Origin of the sequence: Sphingobium sp. JAI105 (assembly GCF_015752145.1) — a bacterium.
Taxonomy (GTDB): Bacteria; Pseudomonadota; Alphaproteobacteria; order Sphingomonadales; family Sphingomonadaceae; genus Sphingobium; species Sphingobium xenophagum.
Genome location: NZ_JADOUC010000001.1, coordinates 1,897,585 through 1,922,127, shown reverse-complemented (window position 1 = coordinate 1,922,127; position 24,543 = coordinate 1,897,585). Strand labels below are relative to the sequence as shown.

The window sequence follows — 24,543 nt, the reverse complement described above, 5'->3', positions numbered from 1 at the left end:
ATATAGATGGCGGAACGCCGTTAAATTTTTTTTCATGCAAATTTCGCGCATGCGAGATGATGCGGAATGACTTGACAAAATCGTAACGATGGAATCCAAACGGCGGATACATCCCCGACCGCGACCACAGGTTCGCGGCGCTTCGCTCCTGCATCCCCTGAAATCCGGCGTTTCAAGGCGTCACCTGTCGCATCGCCCGGCACATGACTGTTACTGTCGAGTCGATTGTTGCGGCGGCATCGACCTGCGGGGCGGGTTTGGGGAAATTATGACAATCTATGTTTACTGTCTCAAATAGAGGCAATCTCGCAATAGCGTAACGGCGAAGCATTGACGTGATATAGTTACCAAGTTACTAACGCCCCGCGGACAACGAGGCAGCAAACGTCTCTGGCTATAACCGCTTGAAGCAGTGAAATGAATTCGCGGGCGCAGCAGTTGAGCAACATTAACTAACAGGAGATGTCTTATGGCAGTCATTAAAGGTACGCCCGGCAACGGCAACACAGCAGACGATCTGACCGGCACCGATGCGTCGGACCAGATTGCGGGTGGCGACGGCAACGACCGGATTCGCGGCGGTCTGGGGGATGACTTCATCTCCGGCGGCGCTGGCGATGATGGCATCACGGGCAACCAGGGCGACGACCTGCTGTTCGGTGGCGACGGCAATGACGACCTCAATGGCGGCGCGGACTATGACACCGCCCAATATCGTGGCGCGCTGAGCGACTACACCATCTATCTGAACGATCGTGGTGAAGTCATCATCATCGACAGCGTCGGTGGTCGTGATGGCCGTGACACCCTCAAGAACATCGAAGCTCTGAAGTTCTGGGAAAACGGCGCGTACAAGACCTACGCAATCGCCGACCTTCTTCCCTGATCTAGCTGGGCTATTCGGCTGGTGCAGGCAAACAGCGCTGCGCCGGTCGATTTGCCTGCCTTCATCTTGTGAACAGTAAATTGCCGCTGACGCTGGGGATATGATCCACCAGAGTCAGCGGCAATTTGCTTTGGTGCGCCATAACGCGGCTCTACGCCATGCCGGTCTGTCGCGACTTGCGCGACTGGGGCGTTTTCATCTTTGCTGCTGGCAAATCATCCCCTGGCGGATGGATTGCAAAGCCGTTGCATCCCTGCAAAGGCAGGAATGAGGGCAGGGGGCATCGGTCGCATGATTGGCGCCCCTGTAACGGATAGCCTGTATCGGTTAGCCCTGTGTCGGATTGGTCCTGTGCCAGTTTAACACGCGCGCCGTAACGGCAGGATGGATGTGTGGCGCGGAGCCGATTATCGGCAGGTGGCTGGCGCTAAATGCCTTTGGGGGGCGAGCAGATAGATGATCTACCGCAGGGATATCGACGGACTTCGTTCACTCGCGGTACTGCCCGTCGTGCTTTTCCACGCCCATGTGGCGGGGTTCGATGGTGGTTATGTCGGCGTCGATATATTTTTCGTCATTTCGGGCTATCTGATCACCTCCATCCTGGCCAAGGACATTGATGCCGGGCGTTTTTCGCTGATCACCTTTTACGAACGGCGCATCCGGCGCATCTTTCCTGCCCTGTTCGTGCTGTTGCTTGCCGTGCTGGTCGGCGGCGTTGCGATATTGCTGCCCAGTTTCCTGCGCGAACTGCCCGGCACGGTCATCGGTACCTTGCTGTTCGTGTCCAACATCATCTTCTGGATGAAGTCGGGATATTTCTCCGGCGATTCCGAACAAAAGCCGCTGCTACACACCTGGTCGCTGGGCGTCGAAGAGCAGTTTTACATCTTCTTTCCGGTCATCCTCTTCCTGCTCGCCCGTTATGCGCCGCGTTATCGTCTGCCGGTTGTCGCCGCCATGGCGGTTGCATCGCTGGTGGCCTGTATCGTCCTGACAAAGCCCTATCCCGATGCCAGCTTTTACCTGATTCATACCCGCGCCTGGGAATTGTTCGCCGGCTCCCTGCTTGCGCTGGGCGCCGTGCCACAGATCCGATCGCCTATGGCGCGCGAAGTCGTGAGCCTGGCGGGTGCTGCCGCGATTCTGGTGGCGATATTCAGCTTCACCGACCAGACGCCGTTTCCCGGCTATGCCGCGCTGCTGCCCGTGCTGGGCAGCGTCGCCCTGTTGCACAGCGCGCCCGGCACCCTTGTCGGCCGGCTATTGTCGATGCGATTGCCCGTCGCGATCGGCCTGATCTCCTATTCGCTCTATCTGTGGCACTGGCCGATCGTCGTTTATGGCCGGTTCTTGGGCCTGTTCGCCCTGGGCGCGGCTGGGTCCGCCATCATTGTCGGCCTGTCTCTGGCGGCCGCGACCCTGTCCTATTTCTGGGTCGAGCAGCCATTTCGGAAAAAAGACCGTGTCGGCCGCGCCCGTCTGTTCATGCTGGCGGCGGTGGGCGCGCTGATTCTGGTGGCGGGCAGCGCCGCGCTGTGGGTCAAGCATGGCTGGCCGGAGCGTTTTGCCGCCTCGACGGTCGCCTATGACAATGGCCGTTATGATGTCAGCCCGCAGCGGGGACGGTGCCACCGCGACGAGGGCCATGACCGGCCGCTCGATCGATCCTGCGTGCTTGGCGCAGGCGCAAGCAAGGCTGTCCTGTGGGGCGACAGTCATGGCGTGGAGCTGGCCAAGGCGCTGGCCGTCGGCGACCATGCGATTACCCAGATCACCTATTCCCACTGTCCCCCCGCGATCGGCTTTGATGATCCCTATCGTGCGGGGTGCAAGGCGCATAACCAAAGGGTGGCGGACTGGATCGCGGCACAGCCGATCGACACGGTGGTGCTGGCCATGCGCTATCACACCTATCAGGACGCGCCCGGCTTCTTCCAGGGGCTGGACCGGACGATTGCGATGCTCCGGCACGCCGGAAAGACCGTGCGAATCATCGGTCCCGTGCCTTTCCCCGGTTTCGACGTCCCGACCCACCTCGCCAATGGCGGCGCCCCGGCCATATCCCGCGCGGCGTGGGAAGCGGCGGACCGCGATACATTGAACTGGCTTGCCCGCAACGTGCCGTCGGATATCGCTGTGCTTCGGCCATCTGACACGCTATGCAACCGCACGTCATGCGCGCTCGCGCGGGATGGGCGTTCACTATATTTTGATGCCAATCATCTAACCCTGTTCGCAGCCAGATGGGTCACGCGGGAATTCTGGCAGAATTCCACGAACTCGCTTTCTCGTTCTGGCAAGAATATGTAGAACTCTGTTCATAAGACGCCAAGTCGGACGGGGCGGCTTGCGGCTTGATGCAGGACAAATTGATGCTGAAGGTATTTGATTCGGAATCGGAAATCGGTTCGGCGCTCCGTCGATTCCGCTTCGCCATAGGACAAATCAGCATAATCAGCGCGGTGCTGAACATTCTGATGCTGGGCGGCTCCTTTTTCATGCTGCTGGTCTATGACGAGGTATTGCCGAGTCGTAGCATCCCCACGCTTGTCGGCCTGTTGATCATCATCACTATTGTCTATTGCTTTCAGGGGGTGCTGGACCTGTTGCGATCCAGGGCGATGATCCAGATCGGCGCATTGGTCGACCGGGAAATCACGCCGCGCGTCTTCGACGTCATCACCAAGATGGAATTGCGGCGGCGCGAAATGCCCGAAGGGACGCAGGCCGCGCGCGATCTGGACGCGATCCGCTCCTATGTTTCGGGGTCGGGGCCGCTGGCCCTGCTCGATCTGCCGTGGGTCTTTCTCTATCTGGCCGTCTTGTTCATGTTCCACTGGACGCTGGGCGTGCTCGCGTCGATCGGCGTTGTCGTGCTGGTCGCCATCATGCTGGCCGCCGACCGCATGACCAAATCGGCCACGATGAAGGCGACGCAGATCGGCTCCAGCCGATCGATGCTGATCGAAATGTGCCGGCGCAATGCCGAAGTCATCTATGCCCTGGGCATGCATCGCCGCGCCCGGCAGTCGTGGGAAGACGCGACCGCCGCCTTCGTCCGGTCGACCGACCGGCTCGCCGATGTGGGCGGTCGGATGCAGGGGCTCAGCAAGACTTTCCGCATGTTGCTCCAATCCCTGATGCTGGCTGCGGGCGCCGCGCTGGTGATCGACAATCTGGCGTCGGGCGGCGTGATCATTGCCGGTTCCATCCTCAGCGCGCGGGCGCTCGCCCCGGTCGAATCGGTCATCAGCAACTGGAAAGGCATGACCGGCTGCGTCCAGGCGTGGCGGCGGCTCGACGCTATGCTCAAGCAGGTGCCGGCGCCGATGCCGACCATGGAGTTGCCGCCGCCAAGTCAGCAATTGTCGGTGGAAGGGCTGACGCTTGGCCCGCCCGGCGCGAAGAAGGTGACCGTCAGCGATGTCACCTTCACCCTGAACGGCGGCGACGTGCTGGGGATTATCGGCGCGTCGGGGTCTGGCAAGTCCAGCCTTTTGCGCGCCCTGGTCGGGATATGGGAGCCTTTGCGCGGCGCGGTCAGGCTGGACGGCGCGTCGATCGACCAGTGGGACCCGGACATTTTGGGCGCGCATATCGGCTTCATGCCGCAGATGACGGACCTGTTCGATGGCACCATCGCGCAGAATATCGCGCGTTTCGACCCGGAAGCCCGGTCGGAAGACATTGTCGCCGCCGCCAAATCGGCCGATGTCCACGACATGATCGTCAAGCTGCCCAAGGGCTATAATCACCCCCTTGGCACCAATGGCGGCAATTTGTCGGCTGGCCAGCGTCAGCGCGTGGCATTGGCACGGGCGCTTTATGGCGATCCCTTCCTGATCGCGCTGGACGAGCCCAATTCCAATCTGGACGCCAATGGCGAAGACGCGCTGGGCGCGGCGATCCAGGCGGCGCGCGCGCGTAATGCGATTGCCATCATCGTCGCGCATCGCTCCAATATCCTGACCCATGTCACCCATCTGCTCGTGATGTCGAATGGCCAGATGCAGTTGTTCGGCGCGCGTGATAAGGTGATGGAGAAGATGAAGCTGCCTGCGCCCCGCCCGCCCCGCGTGGACGACAAGCCGGCGGCGATTTCGTCGGCCGGCGCCGCTTAGCAGTTCGACAGGGATTTCGGCATGTATTATCTGATCACCGACCAGCGCAGCGATCGTCCTGTCGAAATGACGCCAGCCGTCAAGCTGACGCGCAGCCTGCGCAACGCGATGCTGCTGGTGGGCATACTTGTTTTCGTGCTGGGCGGTCTGGCGGCCTTTTTGCCGATGGCCAGCGCCGTCATCGGGTCCGGGGAGGTGACGGTCGAAAGCCGCATCCGGCAGATTGGTCATCCGACGGGCGGCGTGATCAAGGATTTGCCCGTGCGCGAAGGCCAGCATGTCAAGAAAGGGCAGTTGCTGATGGCCCTCGACAATCGGGTCAGTTCGGCATCGGCGGCGATGACCGGCGCGAATATCGACCAGCTCGAAGCGCGTGAAGCCCGGCTGATCGCGGAGCGGGACGGATTGCCGTCGATCATTTTCCCGGCATCGCTGCGTGCGCGCGCCAAGGACCCGGCGGTTGCGGAAATCATGCGTGTCGAACAGCGCGCCTTTGCGTTCCGACGGGCCTCGCGCGGCGGTCAGGAAGCGCAGGTGCAGGAGAGGATTCGCCAGACCCAGACGCAGATCGCCGGGTTCGACGATCAGGTCGTGTCGCTGCAAAAGCAGGCGGAGCTGATGGACGATCAGCTGGCGGCCACCCGGATGCTGTGGGAAAAACGCTATACCACGCTCGACAAGCTGAGGTCGCTGGAACGGGCCGCCATCGCCGCGCACAGCAGCGTGGCCGACGCGCGGGTTCAGGCCGCGCAGGCGCGGGCGCGACTGTCGGAAATCAGCCAGCAGGGCATATCGATCACGTCCGATCTGAGCGGGCAGGCGGGGACTGATCTCGCCACCGTCCAGTCGCAGCTCATCGAACTTCGCCGCAACAATATCACCGCGATCACGGACGATGAACGCAATGCGATCCGCGCGCCATCCGATGGCGTCGTCGACAAGATCAAGTTCGCGACCATCGGCGGGATCGTGCCCGCGGGCGAAACGCTGATCGAACTGATCCCTGATGGCGACGATATGGAGGTGACGGCGCGCATCTCCATCGCCGATATCGATCAGGTCAGCCCCGGCCAGCCGGCGATGTTGCGCTTTTCCGCTTTCAACATGCGCACGACGCCCGAAATCGCCGGAACGGTCGTCTATGTGTCGGGCGATCGCCGTACCGATGAGCGCAACGGCATGCCCTATTATGTCACGCGGGTTCAGGTGACGAAGGACGAGCTGAAAAAGCTGGACGGTTTGAAGCTGAAACCCGGCATGCCCGTGGAAACCTTTATCAAGACCGGCGAACGTTCGATGCTGAGCTATCTGGTCAAGCCGTTGAGAGACCAGCTCTACCGCGCTTTCCGGCACGACTAGCGCATTTTCCGGGCGGGCGGCAGGGTGCCGCTGGCCCGGAAAGGCCGGTGTGATAAGGACGATGGACTGGCGCCCGCACAAACGCGCGCCGGCGGGCGTCGCTTACAGCGTCAGGACGATGCCCATGCTCACCCAGATGCCGTCGAAACTGTCGATCGGCGAATTGGTGTCGCGGCCATTATAGGAAACCCGCGATGTAACGGACCAGCGGCGATTGAGGCGATAGCGCCCAAGCAGACTGGCGCCATATTCCGTCGCATTGCCGGTCGTCACGCCGACCGGATTATAATGGACCGCATTCGCGCTGGCCGTGAACAGCAGGGCGGGCGTGGGCATATAGTCGACGGCCACCGTTCCGCGCGTGAACTGGTCGCCAGCCACCAGCGGCGACGCGGTTTCCTGAATATCGCGCAGGCCATTGACCCGCACCGTCAGATATTCGGTCGGATTCCACAGCAGGTTGATATTGTAGGACAGGCTGCTGACATCGCGAAGCTGGGGCACCTGATCGCGATATTTCCGGGTCAGATAGCCGATCGTCGCGACGCCATAGAGGCGCTGGCTTATGTCAAAGCCCAGCCCGACTTCACCCTTTACGCGATAGGAGTTGCGATCGGGCGCCAGACCCGAAGGAAAGCCAGGTTCGCCCGGCCCCAGGTCATAATAGAAACGGTCATAATCGACCTGCCCGATGACATCGATCCCCTCACGCACCCGATAGCCAAGCCGGGCATTGCCGCCCAATTGGCTATAGTCGCGAAAATCCTGGTCGATGACGGTGCCGGTGCGGCTGATGGCGTCGGCAAAATCGACCCGCCTGCCATGGACGCCAAAGCGATAGCTCAACCGGCCAGCGGAAAAGGCATAGGCCAGTTCGCCGTCGAACCGCCCATGATGGACGGGCGAGCGCGCCAGGGTGACATTGTTGCGTCCCGTGCGTTGATCCACTTCGCGCTGGGCGGATGCTTCGAATGTGATGTTCGCGCTGTCGACCGCGCCCCAGCGGTTGCGGGTCAGGACGCCGAATTCCGAAAAATTCTCATCCTTTGAATCGAAATGGAACCGGTTGGAATTGAACAGCTGGACGACATGGCTCGATTGCTGGCTGTTGCGCGCCATGGTGACACGGGGGGCCAGGGTGACATAGGCGTCGCCCCGACGGTCTGCGTCCGATGCCACGACATTGTCGGTGCCGGTCAGGTCGTAGGTCAGCGCCGGATAGACAAAGACCGTGCCGATCCGGCCGCCGATGGGCTTATATTCGTCAGGGACACGGGCTGCCACGCCGACATCGTCGGGGATTTGTTGCGCATAACCCGTTACGGGGATGGATGTGACCGCGGCAGTCGCCGCGATCCAGAAGTAATGTTTCAATTGAAACCCCCAAGCGGCCTGACGTATCATGGTCACCGGCCTCTATACACCAGAGTCGATGCCTGTAAATCTCCGGTTAACCATCAAAATGCAGGGCGCGCATGGTCGCCCTTTTTGTACGAGAAGCGCCTGCCCGGGCAGGCATCACATAGGCTGCACACGCCGTTGGGCGATGGGAGAGGTGAGCGATGAACCATTTTGCGATTGCAGGGATCGTCCTGACCGCTGTTACCGGCCTGTACGTCGCGTCCGCCAGCAATCCCAATGTCGTGGGCGAACGCCTGCTCGCCCAGCAGCAGGATATTGCGGCGCTGCGCATGGATGCGGACGTCCTGCCAGCGCTGCCGCCGACCGGGCTCGATGCGGCGGTGTTTCGCAAGGCAAAGCCGCGGCGCTTCGTCTGGGTATCGGCTGGCGCGCCCGCACAGTCGGGGAATGGCAGCCGCGACCGTCCCTTCGCCCGGATCGGCGATGCGGTGATGATGGCCCGCCCCGGTACGGCCATCATGGTGAAGGCGGGCACCTATAATGAAAATGTCCTCTTTCCCAAAAAGACGAACGGCACGCCCGATGCGCCGATCTGGCTGGTGTCGGCGGATGGCCCGCAGGCGGCCCGGATCGTGGCCCCGCGCGAAGGCAAATGGGCCGCGATCGGGGGCGGGGGGACCGACAATGTCCTGGTACAGGGGTTCCATGTCACCGGGGGCCATAATGGCATCCAGTTCAGCCAGAATGGCTATGACTATCACGATACCGTCAACAATATCGCCGTCTATGGCAACGTCATCGACAATCCCAAGGAAGATGGCGTGAAGATCAACGGCGGCAGCAATGTGATCGTCGCGGACAATGTCATCACCAACTGCTATGACGAAGCCATCGACCTGCTGGGCATCGTCAATGGCCAGATTTCGCACAACAGCGTGTCGAAGGTGGACTCGCGGACCGGAGCGATATCGGTCAAGGGCGGCAGCGACCGGATACTGATCGACGCCAACAAGATCAGCGACATCACCTCCGATGGCGTGCTGGTCGGCGGCTGGACCAGTCCGCGCATGGCGTCGCGCCCCGGCTATGAGGGGTTTGAGGCGCGCAATGTCCGCGTGACCGGCAATCTGGTCCAGGGGGTGGGCAAGCGCGCGGTGAACATCATGGCCGCCCAGCGCGTCGACGTCAGCGGCAATTATCTGGATGTGTCCCCGACCTATGGCGCGGCGATCGAACTTGGCCGCAACCATCCCCGCGCGGCGGTCGCCCTCTATTCCTCTGACGTCGCGATCGCCAATAATCAGTTCAGCCGGACGGCGGGCCGCATGCGCTCCATGGAGGGGACGGGCAAGGTCCGGTTCCTGAACAACCGGAACGGAGGGCGACCAGCCCTGTCCGCGGGCGCGCGTCCCGTACCGCTGCCCTTTTCCCGCTGACGGCGCGCGCGGTGCGTCGTCATCATCGCTTGAGGCGCCTGTCCCGGCGCTGATCCTGTCTGCCGCGCGTCGGACGGGTGGTTGACGACGCCGCCCGGCGCCACTTGCCTGACATTATCGAAGTTTTTTTATTGTTCGGACCTGGGCCGGGCCGACGGCGGTTCGCGCGACGATAATGCCGATTTTTCAAATCAATAGCTGAGAGAATCGCCCGTTTTTCGGGGCAAATCGCCCGTGCCGGAAGGCCGCAACCCCTGCGGCGTTAAGGAAACTTTGTAAAGAAAAATCGTTGAGTAGCTGTACGAGAAAAAAACCTATGCTAAGGATAAAAGAAAACCATATTTTGGAGAGGTCGTATGTTGAATTCTATGCCGCGCAGTTATGCGTCCCGTTTCTTGATCACCGCGAGTGTTTCTGCCGCGCTTTGGATCGGAATTGGCACTATTATATTCACGGGTTTGCAGTAAAACTGCCAATTATCAAATATTTGGGAATCTGCTCACGGGCAGTTCAGTGACGGCTGCGCCTATGCGTAGTCGGCATGCATGTTGGTCTGTGTCGATACAGACGTCATGCTTGTCCGCTACTGCAAGCGCAGCATTTTTTGTCGCGTAGCCACGCGGACATCAAAAGCAAGTCGCAGACGATATATTTGCAATTATATTACAACATAACCCTGTCGAATGTTCCAAAGATGCTTTTCCACCGACCCCTCGACGGGCAGCGTTAATGGCACGGCTCGTCCCGCCCGCTCGCTTGGCGGAAATCGTCCCTGACCGCCCCTCTCAATCCGACTATGCTGGCAGGCCGATCATCGATAATTGCCGCCCATAATCCGGCTCGTTGCGATGGCAGGACCGGCGATAGCTGAAAAAGCGGTCCGGCTGGCTGTACGTATCCTCATCCAGCAGATCGATCCGTCCGACCCCGGCCGCCGCCAGTCGGGACGCGACATAGGCGGCAATGTCGAACTGCACATGCCCCAGCCGCCCCGCCGTGAAGAAGCGCGCATTATCGGCATCGTCCCGCTCGAACCGCTCGGCGAAATCCAGCGTCACCTCATAGGAGGAGCGCCCGATGCAGGGACCGATCGCGCAGCCGATCCGCTCCCGCTGCGCTCCCAGCGCCGTCATCGCCGCGATCGTCGCATCGGTCACCCCGCCGATCGCCCCCTTCCATCCGGCATGGGCCGCGCCGACCACGCCCGCCGCCCGGTCGGCAAACAGCACGGGCACGCAGTCCGCGGTCAATATCCCCAGCAACAGGCCCGGCCGATCCGTCACCATCCCGTCGGCGGCGGGGCGCTTGGCGTCCGGCACCGCGGCGCTGACCGTCACGACATCGGGCGAATGGACCTGATGCACCGTCACCAGCGCCGCGCCGGGCATCACCGCGTCGCGCGCCAGTTCGCGGTTGCGCAGCACTGCCGCGCGATCATCCTGCGACCCCAGGCCGACATTCAGACCGGCATGAACACCCTCCGACACCCCGCCGCGCCGCCCGGCAAAGCCATGGGGCAGGTCATGCAGGCCGGGTGCTGTCAGCAGGTCGATCATCATCACTCCTCATCATTCGACCATGGATGGTCATGTCTTGGTCGCGCAACATACTTGCGCGCGCGCGATTAGGCGATAGTCTCCGGTCCCATAGCAAAAGGGGGCGGGTGATCCGGCCGCCGGGGCAAGACATCGCAAGATAAAGGGTTTCCATTCATGATATTCGGGCGCGTAAAATCTCTCGACGCCATATTGGCGACGGCAGAGAAGAAATCGCTGCATCGTTCGCTGGGCGCATTCCAGCTCACCATGCTCGGCATCGGGGCCGTTATCGGCACCGGCATTTTCGTGCTGACGGCCGAAGCCGCGCAAAAGGCCGGGCCGGGCATGATGATCGCCTTCGTCATCGCCGGCTTCGTCTGCGCCGTGGCGGCGCTCTGCTACGCGGAAATGGCGGCGATGGTGCCCGTGTCCGGCTCCGCCTATACCTATAGCTATGCGGTGATGGGCGAATTGATCGCCTGGATGGTCGGCTGGGCGCTGATCCTGGAATATGCGGTCGCGGCGGGCGCGGTGTCGGTCGGCTGGTCCGGCTATGTCGTGGGGTTGATCGAACATACATTCCACATGGACATTCCCGATCTGCTGACGCGGGGACCGTTCGATGGCGGCGTGGTCAACCTGCCCGCGATGCTGATCGCCGGTCTGGTCACTTGGCTGCTGGTCATCGGCACCAAGGAAAGCGCGTCGGTCAACGCCGTGCTGGTGCTGATCAAGGTCGCGGCGCTCACGCTGTTCATCGTGCTGGCGCTGCCGGTCATGAACATGGACAAGTTCACGCCCTTCGCCCCGCTCGGCTTTTCGGGTATTTCCGCTGCCGCCGCCTCGATCTTTTTCGCCTATGTGGGCTTCGACGCCGTGTCCACGGCCGCTGAAGAAACCAAGAACCCCCAGCGTAACATGCCGATCGGCCTGATCGGTTCGCTCGGCATCTGCACCATCTTCTACATGCTGGTTGCCGCAGGCGTCATCGGCACCGTGGGCGCGCAGCCGGTGACCGAAGGCGGCATCCCGATTGCGCAGGGCGGCATTGCCCTGGCACCCGGATCGACCGCGCTGTCGCAACAATGCGCCGCGCTGGCCGCCGCCGGTACCGAAGCCGTCACCTGCTCGAAGGAAGCGCTGGCCTGGACCTTGCGCGAAATCGGCTGGCCCCAGATCGGCAATCTGCTTGGCCTGGCCGCTGGTCTCGCCCTGCCTTCGGTCATCCTGATGATGATGTTCGGCCAGACCCGCATCTTCTTCGTCATGAGCCGCGACGGCCTGTTGCCGGCGATGTTCTCCAAAGTCCATCCGACCTACAAGACGCCCTATGTCATCACCATCCTGACCGGCATCTTCGTCGCGCTGTTCGCCGCCTTCTTCCCCGTCGGCATCCTGGCGGACATCTCCAACTCCGGCACCCTGTTCGCCTTTGCCGCCGTGTCGATCGCGGTGCTGGTGCTGCGCCGCACCGACCCGGCGCGCAGGCGGCCCTTCCGCACCCCGGCGATCATGGTCACCGCGCCGATCGCGATTCTGGGCTGCATGTATCTGTTCTGGAGCCTGGGCGTCGAAACCAAGCTGATGTTCGTGGGCTGGGCGGCGGTCGGCCTGATCGTCTATTTCGCCTATAGCCGCAGCCGCAGCCATGTGGGGCGCGGGGTGAGCGATCTGCCGGAGCATGATGAGGGCATCCCGCCCCAGCCGGTGCCGCCGCTGCCCGGCGCGCATACGCCGGGCGGAAAGGACGCCTGATCGAACATCGAACGGGGCGGGTAACACCGCCCCGTTTGTCGTTCAGTGGACCGTTTCAAACTCTACGTCGCGCAGCCCGCTATTGTTGGGCCGGGTGAACAGCCTGCCCCGCTCCGCCCAGATCACGATCAGGAAGCTTAAGGAGCCGAACACCAGCAGCCCCATGGCCAGCGGCAAGGTGGTGCCGTTGAACGCGCGGCCCACGATGCTGCCCAGCGTCGCGGACAGGGCGGTGGTCAGGAACGCCTGAAAGGAGGAAGCGACGCCCGCACCTTTCGAAAATGGCTCCATCGAGATCGCGCTGAAATTGGACGCGGTGAAGGCGACGGTCAGCATCGTTATCCCCTGCAACAGCATGAAGGTGACGATCGTCTCCCGCCCCGACAGGATGACGCTCACATGGACGATGGCGATCAGGATGAAGGCGATCAGCGCCGCCTGACTCAGCCGCCGCGCGCCAAAGCGTGATACCAGCCGGCTGTTGACCAGGCTGCCGACCCCCATGCCGGCCGCCATCAGGGCGAAGGCGATCGGGAAAACTTCTTCCGCCTTGAACACGTCGAAGAAAATCTGCTGCACCGACAGGATGAAGCCGATCAATCCGCCCATCACCACGCCGCTGGCCAGCATATGGCCGATCGAACTGCGCGTGCGCATGATCGTCCCGACCGTGTGCAACAGCCCGCCGACCGTGATTCGCATCCGGTTTTCCGGTCGCAATGTTTCGGGCATCCGCGCCATCAGCCATAGCAGGATCAGGCTCGCCATTATCGCCAGCGCCCAGAAGATCCAGCGCCACGGCGCGATCCACAGGATCGCCTGCCCGAAACTGGGGGCCATCACCGGGATCAGCATGAACACCGCAAAGATCAGCGACATGACCCGCGCCATCGCATCGCCCCGGAAACGGTCGCGTACAATTCCCACGGTGATGACGCGGCTCGCTCCGGCGAAAAAGCCGGCGCAGGCGCGGCCGATCAGCATGACCGGGAAGCTTTGCGCCGCTGCGCAGGCCATGGACGAGAGGATGAACAACAGCATCGCCCAGCCCAGCACCTTCTTGCGGCCATAACGGTCGGACAGGACGCCAAACAGCAGCGACCCGATGCCCAGCCCCAGAAAATAGACGCTGATGATCAACTGCCGGTCATTGGGCTGCGCGATCGCCAGATCGCGGCCGATGGCGGGCAGGGCAGGCAGCATGGGGTCGATCGACAGGGCGTTCATCGCCATGAGGCAGGCGCATAGCAGCACGAATTCGCGAAACTGGATGTCCTTGCCTGCTGGCGGGGAAGGGGGATTTTGGGCCATGGGTCCGGCTATGGGGACTAAGATGCGCCGATGCCAGTCCTAAAATGCTACTATTCGCTGCCCCGCGCTACACCCATTAACCTTGCCCGCCCCCGCAATCGCGCGAGTCCGGCCCGACAAACGGTCAAAGCCGTTAACCATTTTTTAGCGGCTGCCGGTCCAACCTGCTCTTCGTGGAAAAAGAACAAGGGTTGTCGACCATTGGGTTAGCGTTGGAAAAGGGAACAGGGTCATGGGCAATAGTATCAAGAGTGCGCAGTTTCTAATCGAGAGCCGCATGGCGCGGGCGGCCAGCGGATCGGCAGAGGCCTGTTTCGATCTGGGCGTCGCCTATAGCTGCGGCACCGGCGACATGCCGATCGACCTGATCGAAGCGCATAAATGGTTCAACCTGGCGGCCCTTGGCGGCAGCGAAGAAGGCCAGGCGATGCGGGCCGAAATTGCCGAGGAAATGACCGCCCGCGAAATCGCCGAGGCCCAGCGTCAGGCCCGCGCGTGGATCGCCCTGACGCAGGCGCGCGCCGCCTAATCAGCCTTTCTGAACGGCGTCCGCCCGGCCAGCCATAGCCGGTCCTGCTGCACGCCTGCCCGCTCGGCGGTCAGGAAATCGGCCACTGCGCGCCGAAACCCGGCATCGGGAATATAATGCGCGGAAAAGGTCGGTTCCGGGGCATAGCCGCGCGCCAGCTTGTGTCCGCCCTGCGCGCCCGCTTCGACGCGAGCAAGGCCGCGCGCGATCGCGACGTCGATCGCCTGATAATAGCATAGCTCGAAATGGAGGTTCGGCACCTCCTCGTTACAGCCCCAATAGCGGCCGTATAGCGTATCCGCGCCGATCAGGTTGAGCGCCCCTGCAACCGCTTGGCCCTGGCGCAGCGCCAGCATCAACAGCACCCGGTCGGCCATCGTCTCGCCCAATAACGAGAAGAAGGATCGCGTCAGATAGGGCGTTCCCCATTTGCGCGCGCCGGTATCCTGATAGAAATCCCAGAATATATCCCAATGCGCCTCGGTCAGATCCGGCCCGGTCAGGTGGACGATGTCCAGCCCTTCGACCGCCCGTGCGCGTTCCTTGCGGATATTCTTGCGCTTCGCGCTCGACAGGTCGGCCAGGAAATCATCGAAACTGCCATAACCGCGATTGGACCAGTGAAACTGGCTGTCCTCGCGAATCAGCCAGCCCGCCGCCTCGAAATCGCCGACCTGGTCCGGCGCCACGAAGGTCGCATGGGCGGACGACAGGTGGTTGCGCTCCACCAGCGTCTCGATCCCCGCGATCAACGCCGGGGCAAGGCTGCGGTCGCGCAGCAGCAGCCGGGGACCGGGCACGGGAGAGAAAGGCGCGGCGATCTGGATCTTGGGATAATAGCGCCCGCCCGCCCGTTCCCAGGCATCGGCCCAGCCATGGTCGAACACATATTCGCCCTGGCTGTGGCTCTTGGCATAGAGCGGCGCGGCGGCGGCGATGCGCCCGTCCGCCCCGTCGATCATCAGCGGCAGGGGTTGCCAGCCGGTCCCTTCGCCTACGCTGCCCGACCGCTCCAGCGCGCTCAGGAAATCCCAGCTGACGAACGGGTTGTCGGCCCCTGCGCAGGCATCCCACTGCGCACGCGGCAGCTCCGCCACGCCTGCCGCGATACGCGCCACCACATCAGTCATCGGCGTGCCTTCACGCGATCGGGTCTGGCTGCTTCAATCACAGCCGGGGACATTGTGTCGCCCCGGCTGTTGCGCAAGGTCCGTCGCGTCAGCCAGCGGCGCGGACGAGCACGACGGCGTCGATTTCCACGACCGCGCCCAGCGGCAGCACCGGCACGCCCACGGCGCTGCGGGTGTGCTTGCCTGCCTCGCCAAACACTTCGACCATCAGTTCGGACGCACCATTGGCCACCTTGGGCTGGTCCGTGAAGGATGGCGCGCTGGCGATGAACGCGCCCAGCTTCACCACCCGCTCGACCCGGTCGAGGCTGCCGAGCGCCGCCTTCATCTGCGCGATCAGGTTGAGGCCGCAGATGCGCGCGGCGGCGACGCCATAATCCAGGTCCCTGTCCTCGCCCAGACGTCCGGTCATCAAACCGTCGGGGGCCAGCGAAATCTGCCCGGAAATATGCAGCAGGCCGTTGGCCTCCACGCTCGACACATAGGCGGCGACCGGGGCGGCGGCCTGGGGCAGGGTGATGCCGAGTTCGGCAAGGCGGGCGTCGATGCTCATGATAAGGCTCCGTCAGTGTAGGATGTTTCGATTGGTGCCGGTCCGGTGGCCAGCTTTTCCATGATCCAGCGTTCAGCCGCTGCCCAATTGTCGATCCGCGCATGGGCGTGCGGCGCGGCAGGCACGGTTATGGCGATCTCCGGCTCGCCGACCATGTGCAGCCGCCACACGTCGGGCGCATGGCGCGCGACAGACGTGTGATGTTCGGCCAGATCGTCGATGAACAGCGCGACGCTGGCATCATGCGCGGCGACGATCGCGGCCAGCGGTTCGCCCTTCGGCCCGTGATTCCACTGGACCGGGAAGTCGAGGCCAAACGCCGCCAGCTGCTCGACCCGTAACTGGTGATGGCGCTCGCCGATATTGGTCAGCACGACGATGTCGGCGACCTGCGCCAGCCGCCCCAGCGCGGCGACCGCGCCCGCGATCGGCGTCTGCCGGTGCATTTCGGTATCAAAAAATGCGACCAGCAACCCCCATACCAGTTCGCGCTCGACGACCTGCCCGCTATCCTTGTGCCGCAGCGCCTCTGCAAAGCCGCGATCATGCATGTCGAAATGCACATTATGCGTTTCGTCCAGCCAGTCGCGGAACGGCACGACCATGTGCAGCAGCACCTCGTCGCAATCGGTGATGATCAGCGGGCGGTTCATCGGCTCAGTCTCTCCTGCGCGGCGATCAAGATGTCGGGCGATGTGTCGATCGCCTCGGCACAGGCGATCAGGTCCGGCTCATGATCCGCCAGAAAGGCCAGCACCGCGCCCAATATCGCCGGATTGTCGATCCCCGCGCGCAGGGTGTCGCTGTCCAGGCCGGTCAGCGCCAGCAGCCGGTCGGCCCGCTGCCCGTCGGCCAGAATCCAGCCCAGCGCCATCAGCGCCAGCGTCGCGGGGTCTGCGCCGCTATCTCGCTTGCCATTATGGGTGTCGGGTCGCATGATCGGGTCTCGGCGGGGGTGCGGCCAGGATGTGGCGCGCTTCGGGGCTGCTTGGAAATTATGGGTGACTGGTGGCAAAGCGCGTGCTTGTTGTCGAGGACAACGAACTCAATCTGAAACTTTTTTGCGATTTGCTGCGTGCGCATGGCCATGAAGTGTTGCCGATGCGTGACGGTCGCGACGTGCTGGCGCAGGCGCGCGACTTTCTGCCCGACCTTGTCATCACGGACATTCACCTGCCCCATGTCAGCGGGCTGGACCTCATCATTTCCCTGAAGGCCGACGACCGGCTGTCCAGCGTGCCGATCATGGCGGTCACCGCCTATGCCGGGAAGGGGGACGAGGAACGGATTCGCGCCGCCGGGGCGCAGGCCTATGTTTCCAAGCCCATTTCGGTGCTGCGCTTTGTCGAACAGGTGAACAGCCTGCTGTAACAAGCCTGTCATGTCGCTTTCATCACCCTGACCCGGTGCCGCCGTCCGCCTGTCATCCCTGACTGGCACTGCCCGACGGCCACAGGGGCGCGGCGCTCTGCCGACGGCCCGGAACCGCAATAAGGGTAATCATCATGTCCCATCTGACCGACGAAGCGCGCGCGCCCTATCGCGATGCGCAGCCGACCATTTCCATGGGCGACAACAGCCTGGAAGCCATCGTCGCGGCCAATCCGGCGCGCCGCACGATCCTGAAGAACGGCCTGCTGGGCCTGTCGATCCTGCCGATGCTGGGCACGCTGGCCGCTTGCGACGATGATGATGACGGCGCGCCCACCCCGACGCCCACACCCACGCCGACCCCGACGCCGACCGACAGCTACACCGTCAGCTTCGCCCCCGTCGCCGCCAATATGAACGACACCGTCACCGTGCCGACCGGCTACACCGTCGACGTGCTGCTGAAGGCGGGCGATTCGGTGGAAACCGGCACCCCCTATTCGGGCAGCTTCCCCACCCCGGCCGACGCTGAAAAATGGGCGGGCGGCAACCATGACGGCATGGAATATTTCGACCTGTCAGGCGTGGACGCCAATAATGGCGGCCTGCTGGCGCTCAACTTCGAATATCCCGACTTCAACATCCTGATGTCCGGTTCCTACGATCCGGCCACCGCCACCGCCGACCAGAAGAAGATCGCCCTGTCAGCCGTCGGCATCGGCGTGGTCGAAATCGCCAAGGGCAGCGACGGCAAATGGGCGGTCAAGGCGGGTTCGCGCTTCAACAAGCGCTATACCGGCAACAGCCTCTATCGCGCCGGTGGTCCGGCTGCGGGCCTGCTGTCGGCGTCGATCAAGGGCATGCTCAACAATTGCTCGTCGGGCCGCACCCCCTGGGGCACCTACCTCACCTGCGAGGAGACGACCGACAATTATCTCGATCCGGTCCAGCCTGAAAATGACTATGGCTGGGTGGTCGAAATCGACCCCTATCAGGAACTGGCCGCCCCGACCAAGCGCACCGCCATGGGCCGCTTCAGCCATGAAAATGTCGCCTATATGGCCAATGCCGACCGCCGCGTCGCCTTCTACATGGGTGACGATTCGACGCCGGGCTGCATCTATAAATTCATCCCCGACCGCGCTTTCTCCACCGCGAACAGGGCGGCCAATATCGACCTGCTCGACTATGGCACGCTCTATGTCGCCCGCTTCAACGGCGATGGCACGGGCGAATGGCGCGCGCTGGTACAGGGTCAGAACGGCCTGATCGTCGGCGCGTCCGATCCCGGCAATGTCAGCCAGTCCACCACGCCGCCTGCCCCCGCGACGGTCAATTTCGCCAATCAGGCCGACGTGCTGATCAACTGCCAGTCGGCGGCGCGCGTTGCGGGCGGGACCATCATGGACCGTCCCGAATGGATCACGGTCGCGCCCGACAACAGCGCCGTGTTCGTGACGCTCACCAACAATAGCGGCCGCCGCGTCACCGATCCGGCCAACCCGCGCGTCACCAACCGTCACGGCCACATCATCAAGTTCAAGGAAGAGGGCAATTCGCCGCTCGCCACCAAGTTCAGCTGGGAAATCTTCCTGTTGGCGGGCGATCCGGCGCTGGCGTCGGGCGGCGCCAATCTGGTCGGCGACATCAAGGGCGACACTTTCTCCAGCCCCGATGGCATCCGTATCGACCCCAAGGGTCGCCTGTGGGTCCAGACCGACCATAGCATTCCGGGCACGTCCGGCGTGACCGGCAAGTCGATCGAGGATATTTTCGGCCAGAACGCCATGTTCTACATCGACCAGACGACCAAGGAGTCCAAGCGCTTCCTGGTCGGCCCGAAGGGGTGCGAGATTACCGGCCTTGCCTATACGCCGGACCTCAAGACCTTCTTCGTCAACATCCAGCATCCCACCGGCAACTGGCCCGTATCCGGCCAGCAGCCGCGCTCCTCGACGATCGTGGTTCGCCGCACGGACAGCCAGCCGGTCGGTAACTGATCGCTGATCCTGTTCCACCGTCATTCCGGCTTTTGCCGGAATGACGGTGGATAATCCCGGCAAACAGCAAAAGGCCCGTTCCAGTGGTGGAACGGGCCTTTTACAATTCCGGCATAACGCCTGGAACCCTGGACCCCGGCGCAAGGCCGGGATGACGACCGGCGGCTAACGCCGCCTTGCCGTCACTTGATCTTGGCTTCCTTGAACTCGACATGCTTGCGCACGACCGGGTCATACTTCTTGAAGCTGAACTTTTCGGTCTGGGTGCGCGGATTCTTCTTGGTGACGTAGAAGAAGCCGGTGTCAGCGGTGCTGACGAGGCGAATCTTGACAGTTGCTGGCTTGGCCATGGCCTTGTGTCCCCGGTCGTGAACTATAAAAAAAGTAAGAGCGGCCCGCCAAATGTCAGGACCGCCCCGTTTCAGCGGTGGCCCATGGGGCAGATTCGCCGCGCTGTCAAGGTTGGCACGCCGGTTTTGGCCGGTTTACCCGGTCTTAACCAGACAGGCGCATCATGCCCATGGGGACGACAGGACAGGGAAGGGGCTTTCCCATGCGACATGATCCGATGCTGGCGATATTGGCCGACCTGATGCGCCGGGTCGACGGGCTGGCGGGCCAGCGCGGTCATCTGTCGGTCGTCCGGCTGCACGATGAAGTCGACCAGATTCGCCACATCGCCCGCGCCTTCCACCTCGATGTGGTCGAAGGACTGGCCGGAACGCTCGAATCGGCGCTCTCGCTCCATGGCCTTGGTCCGGTGGTCCTGTCCTATCTCGATCTGATGCGCGACGCGATCAGCAGCGACATGCGCGCGGCCGACATCGTGCCGATCATCGCGCAGCGCTCGCCCGCCCCCATCGCCACCCTGCGCGCCTGAACCAGCGCCGCCGATGGACGCCCTGCTGCTTGCCCTGCTCGGCTGTCTGCTTGGCGAAATCGGCGACAAGAGCCAGTTGCTCGTCCTTGCGCTCGCAACCCGCTTTCAGCGCAATGGCGCAGTGATCGCGGGCATCGTCGTTGCCGCCATCGCCAATGCGGCGCTGTCCGCCACCGCCGGAGCCTGGATCGGCCCGATGCTGGGTTCGGACCCGCGCCTGCTCTTCCTCTCGCTTTCCGTCCTGTTTCTGGGGATCGGCCTGTTATGGCCGGTCACATCGCCCGATCCGCTGGCCAGCTGGCCGACCGGCGCATTCGTCACCACGATGCTGGGCCTGTTCATCCTGGGCTTTGGCGATGGCCCGCAATTTCTGATTCTGGGGATCACCACCCATAGCGGCAATCCGGTGCTGGCGGCGATGGGCGGCGCGATCGGCGTGATCGCGGCCTCCGTGCCCGTCGTGCTGCTGCGGGACCGGATTTTCGCCATCCTGCCCATCCGCGCGATCCGGCTGGGCGGCGCCGCGCTGTTACTGCTGGTGGGCGCGATGCTGGCGCTGTCGGCGCTGGCGCTGGTCTGATCGCTTTCTTCCATCAGGCTGATCGCGTTTTTCCGTGGCACCATATCGGCCTTTAATCATTATATGTCCGAAACCAATTCGCATTGCCCAGGAGGACATATGACCGCCGCCGATCTCAAGACCCCCACCGACCTTAAGAACAACGCTACCAAGACCGTTGCGCAGGCGCTCAACGGCGTTCTGGCGGACAGCTATGCGCTGTATCTCAAGACCAAGAATTTTCACTGGCACGTTTCCGGCCCGCATTTCCGCGACTATCATCTGATGTTCGATGAACAGGCCGCCGAAATCCTGGCCACCACGGACCTGATTGCCGAGCGCGTGCGCAAGACCGGCAATGTCACCCTGCGCTCGATCGGCGATATTTCGCGTCATCAGAGCCTCACTGACAATGACGCCGAATTTGTCAGCCCCGCCGACATGCTGATGGAATTGCGCAACGACAATCTGGCGCTGGTCGAATCCTTCCGCGCAGTGAAGGCTGCCGCGACCGAAGCGGGCGACAACGCCACCGAAGGCATTGTCGACGACTGGACCGATCAGGCCGAACAGCGCGCCTGGTTCCTGTTCGAAGCGGGTCGCGGCGCGTAAGCCGTCGCGCATTACACGCAGTTGTTCCCCGGCGAAGGCCGGGGTCCAGTCCTGAGCGAGGAACTGGACCCCGGCCTTCGCCGGGGTACGCCATGACTATTGTTCGTCGATTAAAGTGATCGCCACGATCTCCACCGCATCGGGCTTGCCGGCGAAATCGACCGTCTCGCCGACCGTCGCATCCATCATCGCGCGCGCCAGCGGGGCGGAGAAGCTGATCCGCCCTTCCGCCGGATCGGCCTCATCATCGCCGACAAGTCCGACCGTCTTGTCCCGTCCATTGATCCGATAGGTCACCCGGCATCCGAACGCCACGGCGTCGCCCGTCGCGGTCGGGCGCAGTTCCGCCGTCGCCAGCCGCGTGCGCCAATAGCGCAGCACGCGGCTATGCTTCTTGGCATCCTCCTCGGCCATGCCGCTCAGATCGACCGCCTCCAGCGCCTCGACCTTCCCCCGCGTCAGCCGCAATCCGCGCGTCGTCACCCAATTCGGTCCCGGCGGGATCGGCAGTTCGAACTTGGGCTCCATATGCTCATCATCGCCCTCGCGACGAAAGGCGACACTCATGACGCTCTCCTAGACATTATTATCCGTTCGCCCTGAGCGAAGTCGAAGGTGAAGAGACGGACAAGGCTTCGACGGTCGCTCAGCCCGAATGATATTGAGGGTCAATCCTCATCGAACAAACCGGCCAGCTGCTCCACCATCGTCCCGCCCAGTTGCTCGGCGTCCATGATGGTCACCGCGCGCTTGTAATAGCGGGTCACGTCATGGCCGATGCCGATCGCGACCAGCTGCACCGGCGATCGATTCTCGATCCAGTCGATCACCTGCCGCAAATGGCGTTCCAGATAGGTGCCGCTATTGACCGACAAGGTGCTGTCATCCACCGGCGCGCCGTCGGAAATCACCATCAATATGCGCCGCTCTTCATTGCGGGCGATCAACCGGCCATGCGCCCAGAGCAGCGCTTCGCCGTCGATATTTTCCTTCAACAGCCCTTCGCGCATCATCAGGCCCAGATTCTTGCGCGCACGCCGCCATGGCTCGTCTGCCTTCTTATAGACGATATGGCGCAGGTCGTTAAGCCGCCCCGGCATCGGCGGGCGTCCGGCGGCCAGCCATTCCTCGCGCGCCTGCCCACCCTTCCACGCCCGCGTGGTAAAGCCCAATATCTCGGTCTTGACCCCGCACCGCTCCAGCGTGCGCGCCATGATGTCGGCGCTGATCGCCGCGATGCTGATCGGCCGCCCCCGCATGGAGCCGCTATTGTCGATCAGCAGCGTCACCACCGTATCGCGAAACTCGGTATCGCGTTCGATCTTGTAGGTCAGCGACCGGGTCGGGTCGATGATGACGCGCGCCAGCCGTGCGGCGTCCAGCATCCCTTCATCCTGGTCGAAATCCCAGGACCGCGACTGCTGCGCCATCAACCGCCGTTGCAGCCGGTTGGCCAATTTGGTCACTGCCCCCTGCAAGCTGACGAGTTGCTGGTCGAGGAAACCGCGCAGCCGGATCAGCTCATCCTCGTCGCACAATTCCTCGGCAGTGACGATCTCGTCATGCTTGAGCGTATAGGCCTTGTAATCGAAGCCGGGCGGCAGGTCGGACGTCGGCCGGTTGGGGCGGACCGGCATCATGCCTTCCTCGCCCATATCGTCCGCGCCCGCTTCGCTGTCGGCGTCGAAATCGTCGCTATATTCGGTTTCGCCGTCCTCGGTATCGCCGCCCTGATCCTCGGCGCGGGCCTCGGCATTCACATCGCTGTCGCCCGACTCGTCCTGCCCCGAATCGCCGTCCTCGGACTGATCCTCCTCATCGTCGCCCTCGTCCTGGGCTTCGGGCTCTTCGGTATCGGGCGGCACGTCGGCGTCGATCAGCGCGAGATGCTCCAGCATCGCGGTGGTCAGCTTCTGGAAAGCGCGCTGGTCGTCGATCGCCAGCGCCAGCGCGTCCAGGTCAGACCCGGCCTTGTCCTCGATCCATTCCTCCACCAGCGCCACGCCCGCCGCGACGTCCTTGGGGATCGCCTGGCCCGTCAGCCGCTCGCGCACCTTGAGCGCCAGCGCGGTGGACAGCGGCACCTCGTCCGCAGACCGCGCCCGGCGGATCGCGTCGGACTTCAACCGCATGTCGAGCGCATGGTTGAGGTTGGCGCGCACCCCCTCCATCTGCCTGGAGCCGATCGCCTCGACCCGCGCCTGCTCGACCGCGTCGAACACCGCCCGCGCCACGGCCTCGCCCGGCGCGGAGGCGGCATGGATTTTCGCACTGTGATGCCGCAATTTCAGCGCATTGGCGTCGGCAAAGCCGCGCGCCAGCGCCACCTGATCGGCGGGCAGGGTGCGCGCAGGCGTCGGCACCTTGATCGCCTTGCCCGCCAGATGCGGCGCGTCGGCGGTAAAGCCCACTTCCACTTCCATGTCGCGCGCCATCGACCGCGCCGTCCCCGACAGCACGTCCTTGAAAGCGTCGAGAGGGGAGCGTTCGGTCATGGCAGATCCTTCAGCGCTGCAAGGCAGGCCGCGCGCAAAACAGGCAGGCTGTCGGTCATCGTGGCGAAAATGATCCTCAAATCCAGCGCATCATAATGGTGCCGCAACATATTTCCCAATCCCCGGACGGCGTCGGCCGGAATGGATGGGGCAATTGCCGCCATCCGGTTCTTGCCGATCTTGATCACCGCTTCGGTGATCCGCTGCAAACAGCGTTCCGACGCGTCGATGGTTTTGCGATCGGCGGCGAAACGCGCATAGTCCATTCCGTCGATATAGACTGCAATCGCATCGCAATTTTCCACGATGTCCAGCAGCCGATGCTGTTCCCGACTAGAAGACACGCACGCGATCCCTGTCGATTTCCGCCTGGAAGCGCGCTTTCCGCGCCGGTTCGCTGACCAGATCGACCCGAACGTCCAGCCAGTCTCCCAGCCAGCTCGACATGGCCGCAAAGCGGAACAGGTCCATGCGGGCGGCGTCGTCGATGGTCACGGCGACATCCACGTCCGAATCCGACCGCGCATCCCCGCGCGCGGTCGATCCGAACAGCGACAGGCTCACGACGCCCATGGCCCGCAATTCTGCTTCATGGGCTTTCAGGCGGGCAATGGCTGTCTGCTTGTCCATGACACTCCTGCGG

The 24,543-nt window shown here is 63.0% G+C and carries 24 protein-coding genes; 12 read left to right on the top strand and 12 right to left on the bottom strand.

Going from position 1 to position 24,543, the window contains the following annotated elements; genetic code table 11:
* Nucleotides 1-469: 469 nt before the first annotated feature.
* The 4 genes from IWY39_RS09235 to IWY39_RS09220 all read left to right on the top strand — a co-directional run bounded on the left by IWY39_RS09235 (nt 470) and on the right by IWY39_RS09220 (nt 6,369).
* On the top strand, nt 470-886 hold the full coding sequence (locus IWY39_RS09235; RefSeq protein WP_107125778.1) for a calcium-binding protein: 417 nt from the start codon (nt 470-472) through the stop codon (nt 884-886).
* Nucleotides 887-1,342: 456 nt separating this feature from the next.
* Nucleotides 1,343-3,199 (top strand): acyltransferase family protein, encoded by a 1,857-nt coding sequence (locus tag IWY39_RS09230; protein ID WP_107125777.1) that lies wholly within the window; start codon nt 1,343-1,345, stop codon nt 3,197-3,199.
* A 62-nt stretch (nt 3,200-3,261) separates the two neighbouring features.
* A complete protein-coding gene (locus tag IWY39_RS09225; RefSeq protein WP_229380719.1) occupies nt 3,262-5,010 on the top strand; it encodes a type I secretion system permease/ATPase in 1,749 nt (582 codons plus the stop codon).
* A 21-nt stretch (nt 5,011-5,031) separates the two neighbouring features.
* The gene (locus IWY39_RS09220) at nt 5,032-6,369 is read left to right on the top strand and encodes an HlyD family type I secretion periplasmic adaptor subunit (RefSeq protein WP_017181202.1); all 1,338 of its coding nucleotides are present in this window, start codon (nt 5,032-5,034) and stop codon (nt 6,367-6,369) included.
* Between the two features lie 102 nt (nt 6,370-6,471).
* Here the strand turns inward: IWY39_RS09220 and IWY39_RS09215 are convergent, their stop codons facing one another.
* On the bottom strand, nt 6,472-7,743 hold the full coding sequence (locus IWY39_RS09215; protein ID WP_229380718.1) for an outer membrane beta-barrel protein: 1,272 nt from the start codon (nt 7,741-7,743) through the stop codon (nt 6,472-6,474).
* 188 nt (nt 7,744-7,931) lie between these two features.
* Between IWY39_RS09215 and IWY39_RS09210 the strand changes: the two genes are divergently transcribed.
* Nucleotides 7,932-9,167: a right-handed parallel beta-helix repeat-containing protein gene (locus tag IWY39_RS09210; RefSeq protein WP_107125775.1), complete on the top strand. Its 1,236-nt coding sequence runs from the start codon at nt 7,932-7,934 to the stop codon at nt 9,165-9,167.
* A gap of 794 nt (nt 9,168-9,961) precedes the next feature.
* Here IWY39_RS09210 and pgeF read toward each other — a convergent pair.
* Complete coding sequence (pgeF, locus tag IWY39_RS09205) at nt 9,962-10,723, bottom strand: peptidoglycan editing factor PgeF (protein WP_107125794.1); 762 nt, start codon at nt 10,721-10,723, stop codon at nt 9,962-9,964.
* Nucleotides 10,724-10,879: 156 nt separating this feature from the next.
* On the opposite strand from pgeF, the gene IWY39_RS09200 reads away from it, so the two are divergent.
* On the top strand, nt 10,880-12,460 hold the full coding sequence (locus IWY39_RS09200) for an amino acid permease (RefSeq protein ID WP_107125774.1): 1,581 nt from the start codon (nt 10,880-10,882) through the stop codon (nt 12,458-12,460).
* A 42-nt stretch (nt 12,461-12,502) separates the two neighbouring features.
* Here IWY39_RS09200 and IWY39_RS09195 read toward each other — a convergent pair whose 3' ends face one another.
* Complete coding sequence (locus IWY39_RS09195; protein ID WP_107125773.1) at nt 12,503-13,771, bottom strand: multidrug effflux MFS transporter; 1,269 nt, start codon at nt 13,769-13,771, stop codon at nt 12,503-12,505.
* Between the two features lie 232 nt (nt 13,772-14,003).
* On the opposite strand from IWY39_RS09195, the gene IWY39_RS09190 reads away from it, so the two are divergent.
* Nucleotides 14,004-14,300, top strand: a complete 297-nt coding sequence (locus tag IWY39_RS09190; protein ID WP_017181195.1) for a hypothetical protein — start codon at nt 14,004-14,006, stop codon at nt 14,298-14,300.
* Here IWY39_RS09190 and IWY39_RS09185 read toward each other — a convergent pair.
* The 4 genes from IWY39_RS09185 to IWY39_RS09170 all read right to left on the bottom strand — a co-directional run bounded on the left by IWY39_RS09185 (nt 14,297) and on the right by IWY39_RS09170 (nt 16,920).
* On the bottom strand, nt 14,297-15,430 hold the full coding sequence (locus IWY39_RS09185; RefSeq protein ID WP_107125772.1) for a GNAT family N-acetyltransferase: 1,134 nt from the start codon (nt 15,428-15,430) through the stop codon (nt 14,297-14,299). The genes IWY39_RS09190 and IWY39_RS09185 overlap by 4 nt on opposite strands.
* An 88-nt stretch (nt 15,431-15,518) precedes the next feature.
* The gene (locus IWY39_RS09180) at nt 15,519-15,983 is read right to left on the bottom strand and encodes a RidA family protein (RefSeq protein WP_107125771.1); all 465 of its coding nucleotides are present in this window, start codon (nt 15,981-15,983) and stop codon (nt 15,519-15,521) included.
* Nucleotides 15,980-16,636 (bottom strand): hypothetical protein, encoded by a 657-nt coding sequence (locus IWY39_RS09175; protein ID WP_017181192.1) that lies wholly within the window; start codon nt 16,634-16,636, stop codon nt 15,980-15,982. Before IWY39_RS09175 ends, IWY39_RS09180 begins: the two co-directional genes overlap by 4 nt.
* A complete protein-coding gene (locus IWY39_RS09170) occupies nt 16,633-16,920 on the bottom strand; it encodes a DUF3572 domain-containing protein (RefSeq protein ID WP_019052169.1) in 288 nt (95 codons plus the stop codon). Before IWY39_RS09170 ends, IWY39_RS09175 begins: the two co-directional genes overlap by 4 nt.
* A 71-nt stretch (nt 16,921-16,991) precedes the next feature.
* Here IWY39_RS09170 and IWY39_RS09165 point away from each other — a divergent pair, with 71 nt between their 5' ends.
* Both IWY39_RS09165 and IWY39_RS09160 read left to right on the top strand, forming a co-directional pair.
* On the top strand, nt 16,992-17,354 hold the full coding sequence (locus IWY39_RS09165) for a response regulator (RefSeq protein WP_017181190.1): 363 nt from the start codon (nt 16,992-16,994) through the stop codon (nt 17,352-17,354).
* Nucleotides 17,355-17,488: 134 nt separating this feature from the next.
* Entirely contained in the window at nt 17,489-19,354 is a 1,866-nt protein-coding gene (locus IWY39_RS09160; RefSeq protein ID WP_107125770.1) for a PhoX family protein, read from the top strand.
* 182 nt (nt 19,355-19,536) lie between these two features.
* On the opposite strand, the gene rpmG is transcribed toward IWY39_RS09160, so the two are convergent.
* Entirely contained in the window at nt 19,537-19,704 is a 168-nt protein-coding gene (gene rpmG / locus IWY39_RS09155; RefSeq protein ID WP_017181188.1) for a 50S ribosomal protein L33, read from the bottom strand.
* Nucleotides 19,705-19,907: 203 nt separating this feature from the next.
* Between rpmG and IWY39_RS09150 the strand changes: the two genes are divergently transcribed.
* The 3 genes from IWY39_RS09150 to IWY39_RS09140 all read left to right on the top strand — a co-directional run bounded on the left by IWY39_RS09150 (nt 19,908) and on the right by IWY39_RS09140 (nt 21,405).
* Nucleotides 19,908-20,234: a hypothetical protein gene (locus tag IWY39_RS09150; protein ID WP_017181187.1), complete on the top strand. Its 327-nt coding sequence runs from the start codon at nt 19,908-19,910 to the stop codon at nt 20,232-20,234.
* Between the two features lie 13 nt (nt 20,235-20,247).
* Complete coding sequence (locus IWY39_RS09145) at nt 20,248-20,814, top strand: TMEM165/GDT1 family protein (protein WP_107125769.1); 567 nt, start codon at nt 20,248-20,250, stop codon at nt 20,812-20,814.
* A gap of 99 nt (nt 20,815-20,913) precedes the next feature.
* The gene (locus IWY39_RS09140) at nt 20,914-21,405 is read left to right on the top strand and encodes a Dps family protein (protein ID WP_017181185.1); all 492 of its coding nucleotides are present in this window, start codon (nt 20,914-20,916) and stop codon (nt 21,403-21,405) included.
* A gap of 96 nt (nt 21,406-21,501) precedes the next feature.
* Here IWY39_RS09140 and IWY39_RS09135 read toward each other — a convergent pair whose 3' ends face one another.
* From IWY39_RS09135 to IWY39_RS09120, 4 genes are all read right to left on the bottom strand, one after another.
* Nucleotides 21,502-21,972 carry a GreA/GreB family elongation factor gene (locus tag IWY39_RS09135; protein WP_107125768.1) on the bottom strand — a complete coding sequence of 157 codons (471 nt, stop codon included), beginning with the start codon at nt 21,970-21,972 and terminating at the stop codon, nt 21,502-21,504.
* A 101-nt stretch (nt 21,973-22,073) separates the two neighbouring features.
* Nucleotides 22,074-23,900 (bottom strand): cobaltochelatase subunit CobT, encoded by a 1,827-nt coding sequence (gene cobT / locus IWY39_RS09130; RefSeq protein WP_017181183.1) that lies wholly within the window; start codon nt 23,898-23,900, stop codon nt 22,074-22,076.
* Nucleotides 23,897-24,244 carry a HepT-like ribonuclease domain-containing protein gene (locus IWY39_RS09125; protein WP_229380717.1) on the bottom strand — a complete coding sequence of 116 codons (348 nt, stop codon included), beginning with the start codon at nt 24,242-24,244 and terminating at the stop codon, nt 23,897-23,899. The genes cobT and IWY39_RS09125 overlap by 4 nt, the downstream gene beginning before the upstream one ends.
* Nucleotides 24,234-24,530: a nucleotidyltransferase family protein gene (locus IWY39_RS09120; RefSeq protein ID WP_017181181.1), complete on the bottom strand. Its 297-nt coding sequence runs from the start codon at nt 24,528-24,530 to the stop codon at nt 24,234-24,236. The genes IWY39_RS09125 and IWY39_RS09120 overlap by 11 nt, the downstream gene beginning before the upstream one ends.
* Nucleotides 24,531-24,543 lie beyond the last annotated feature (13 nt).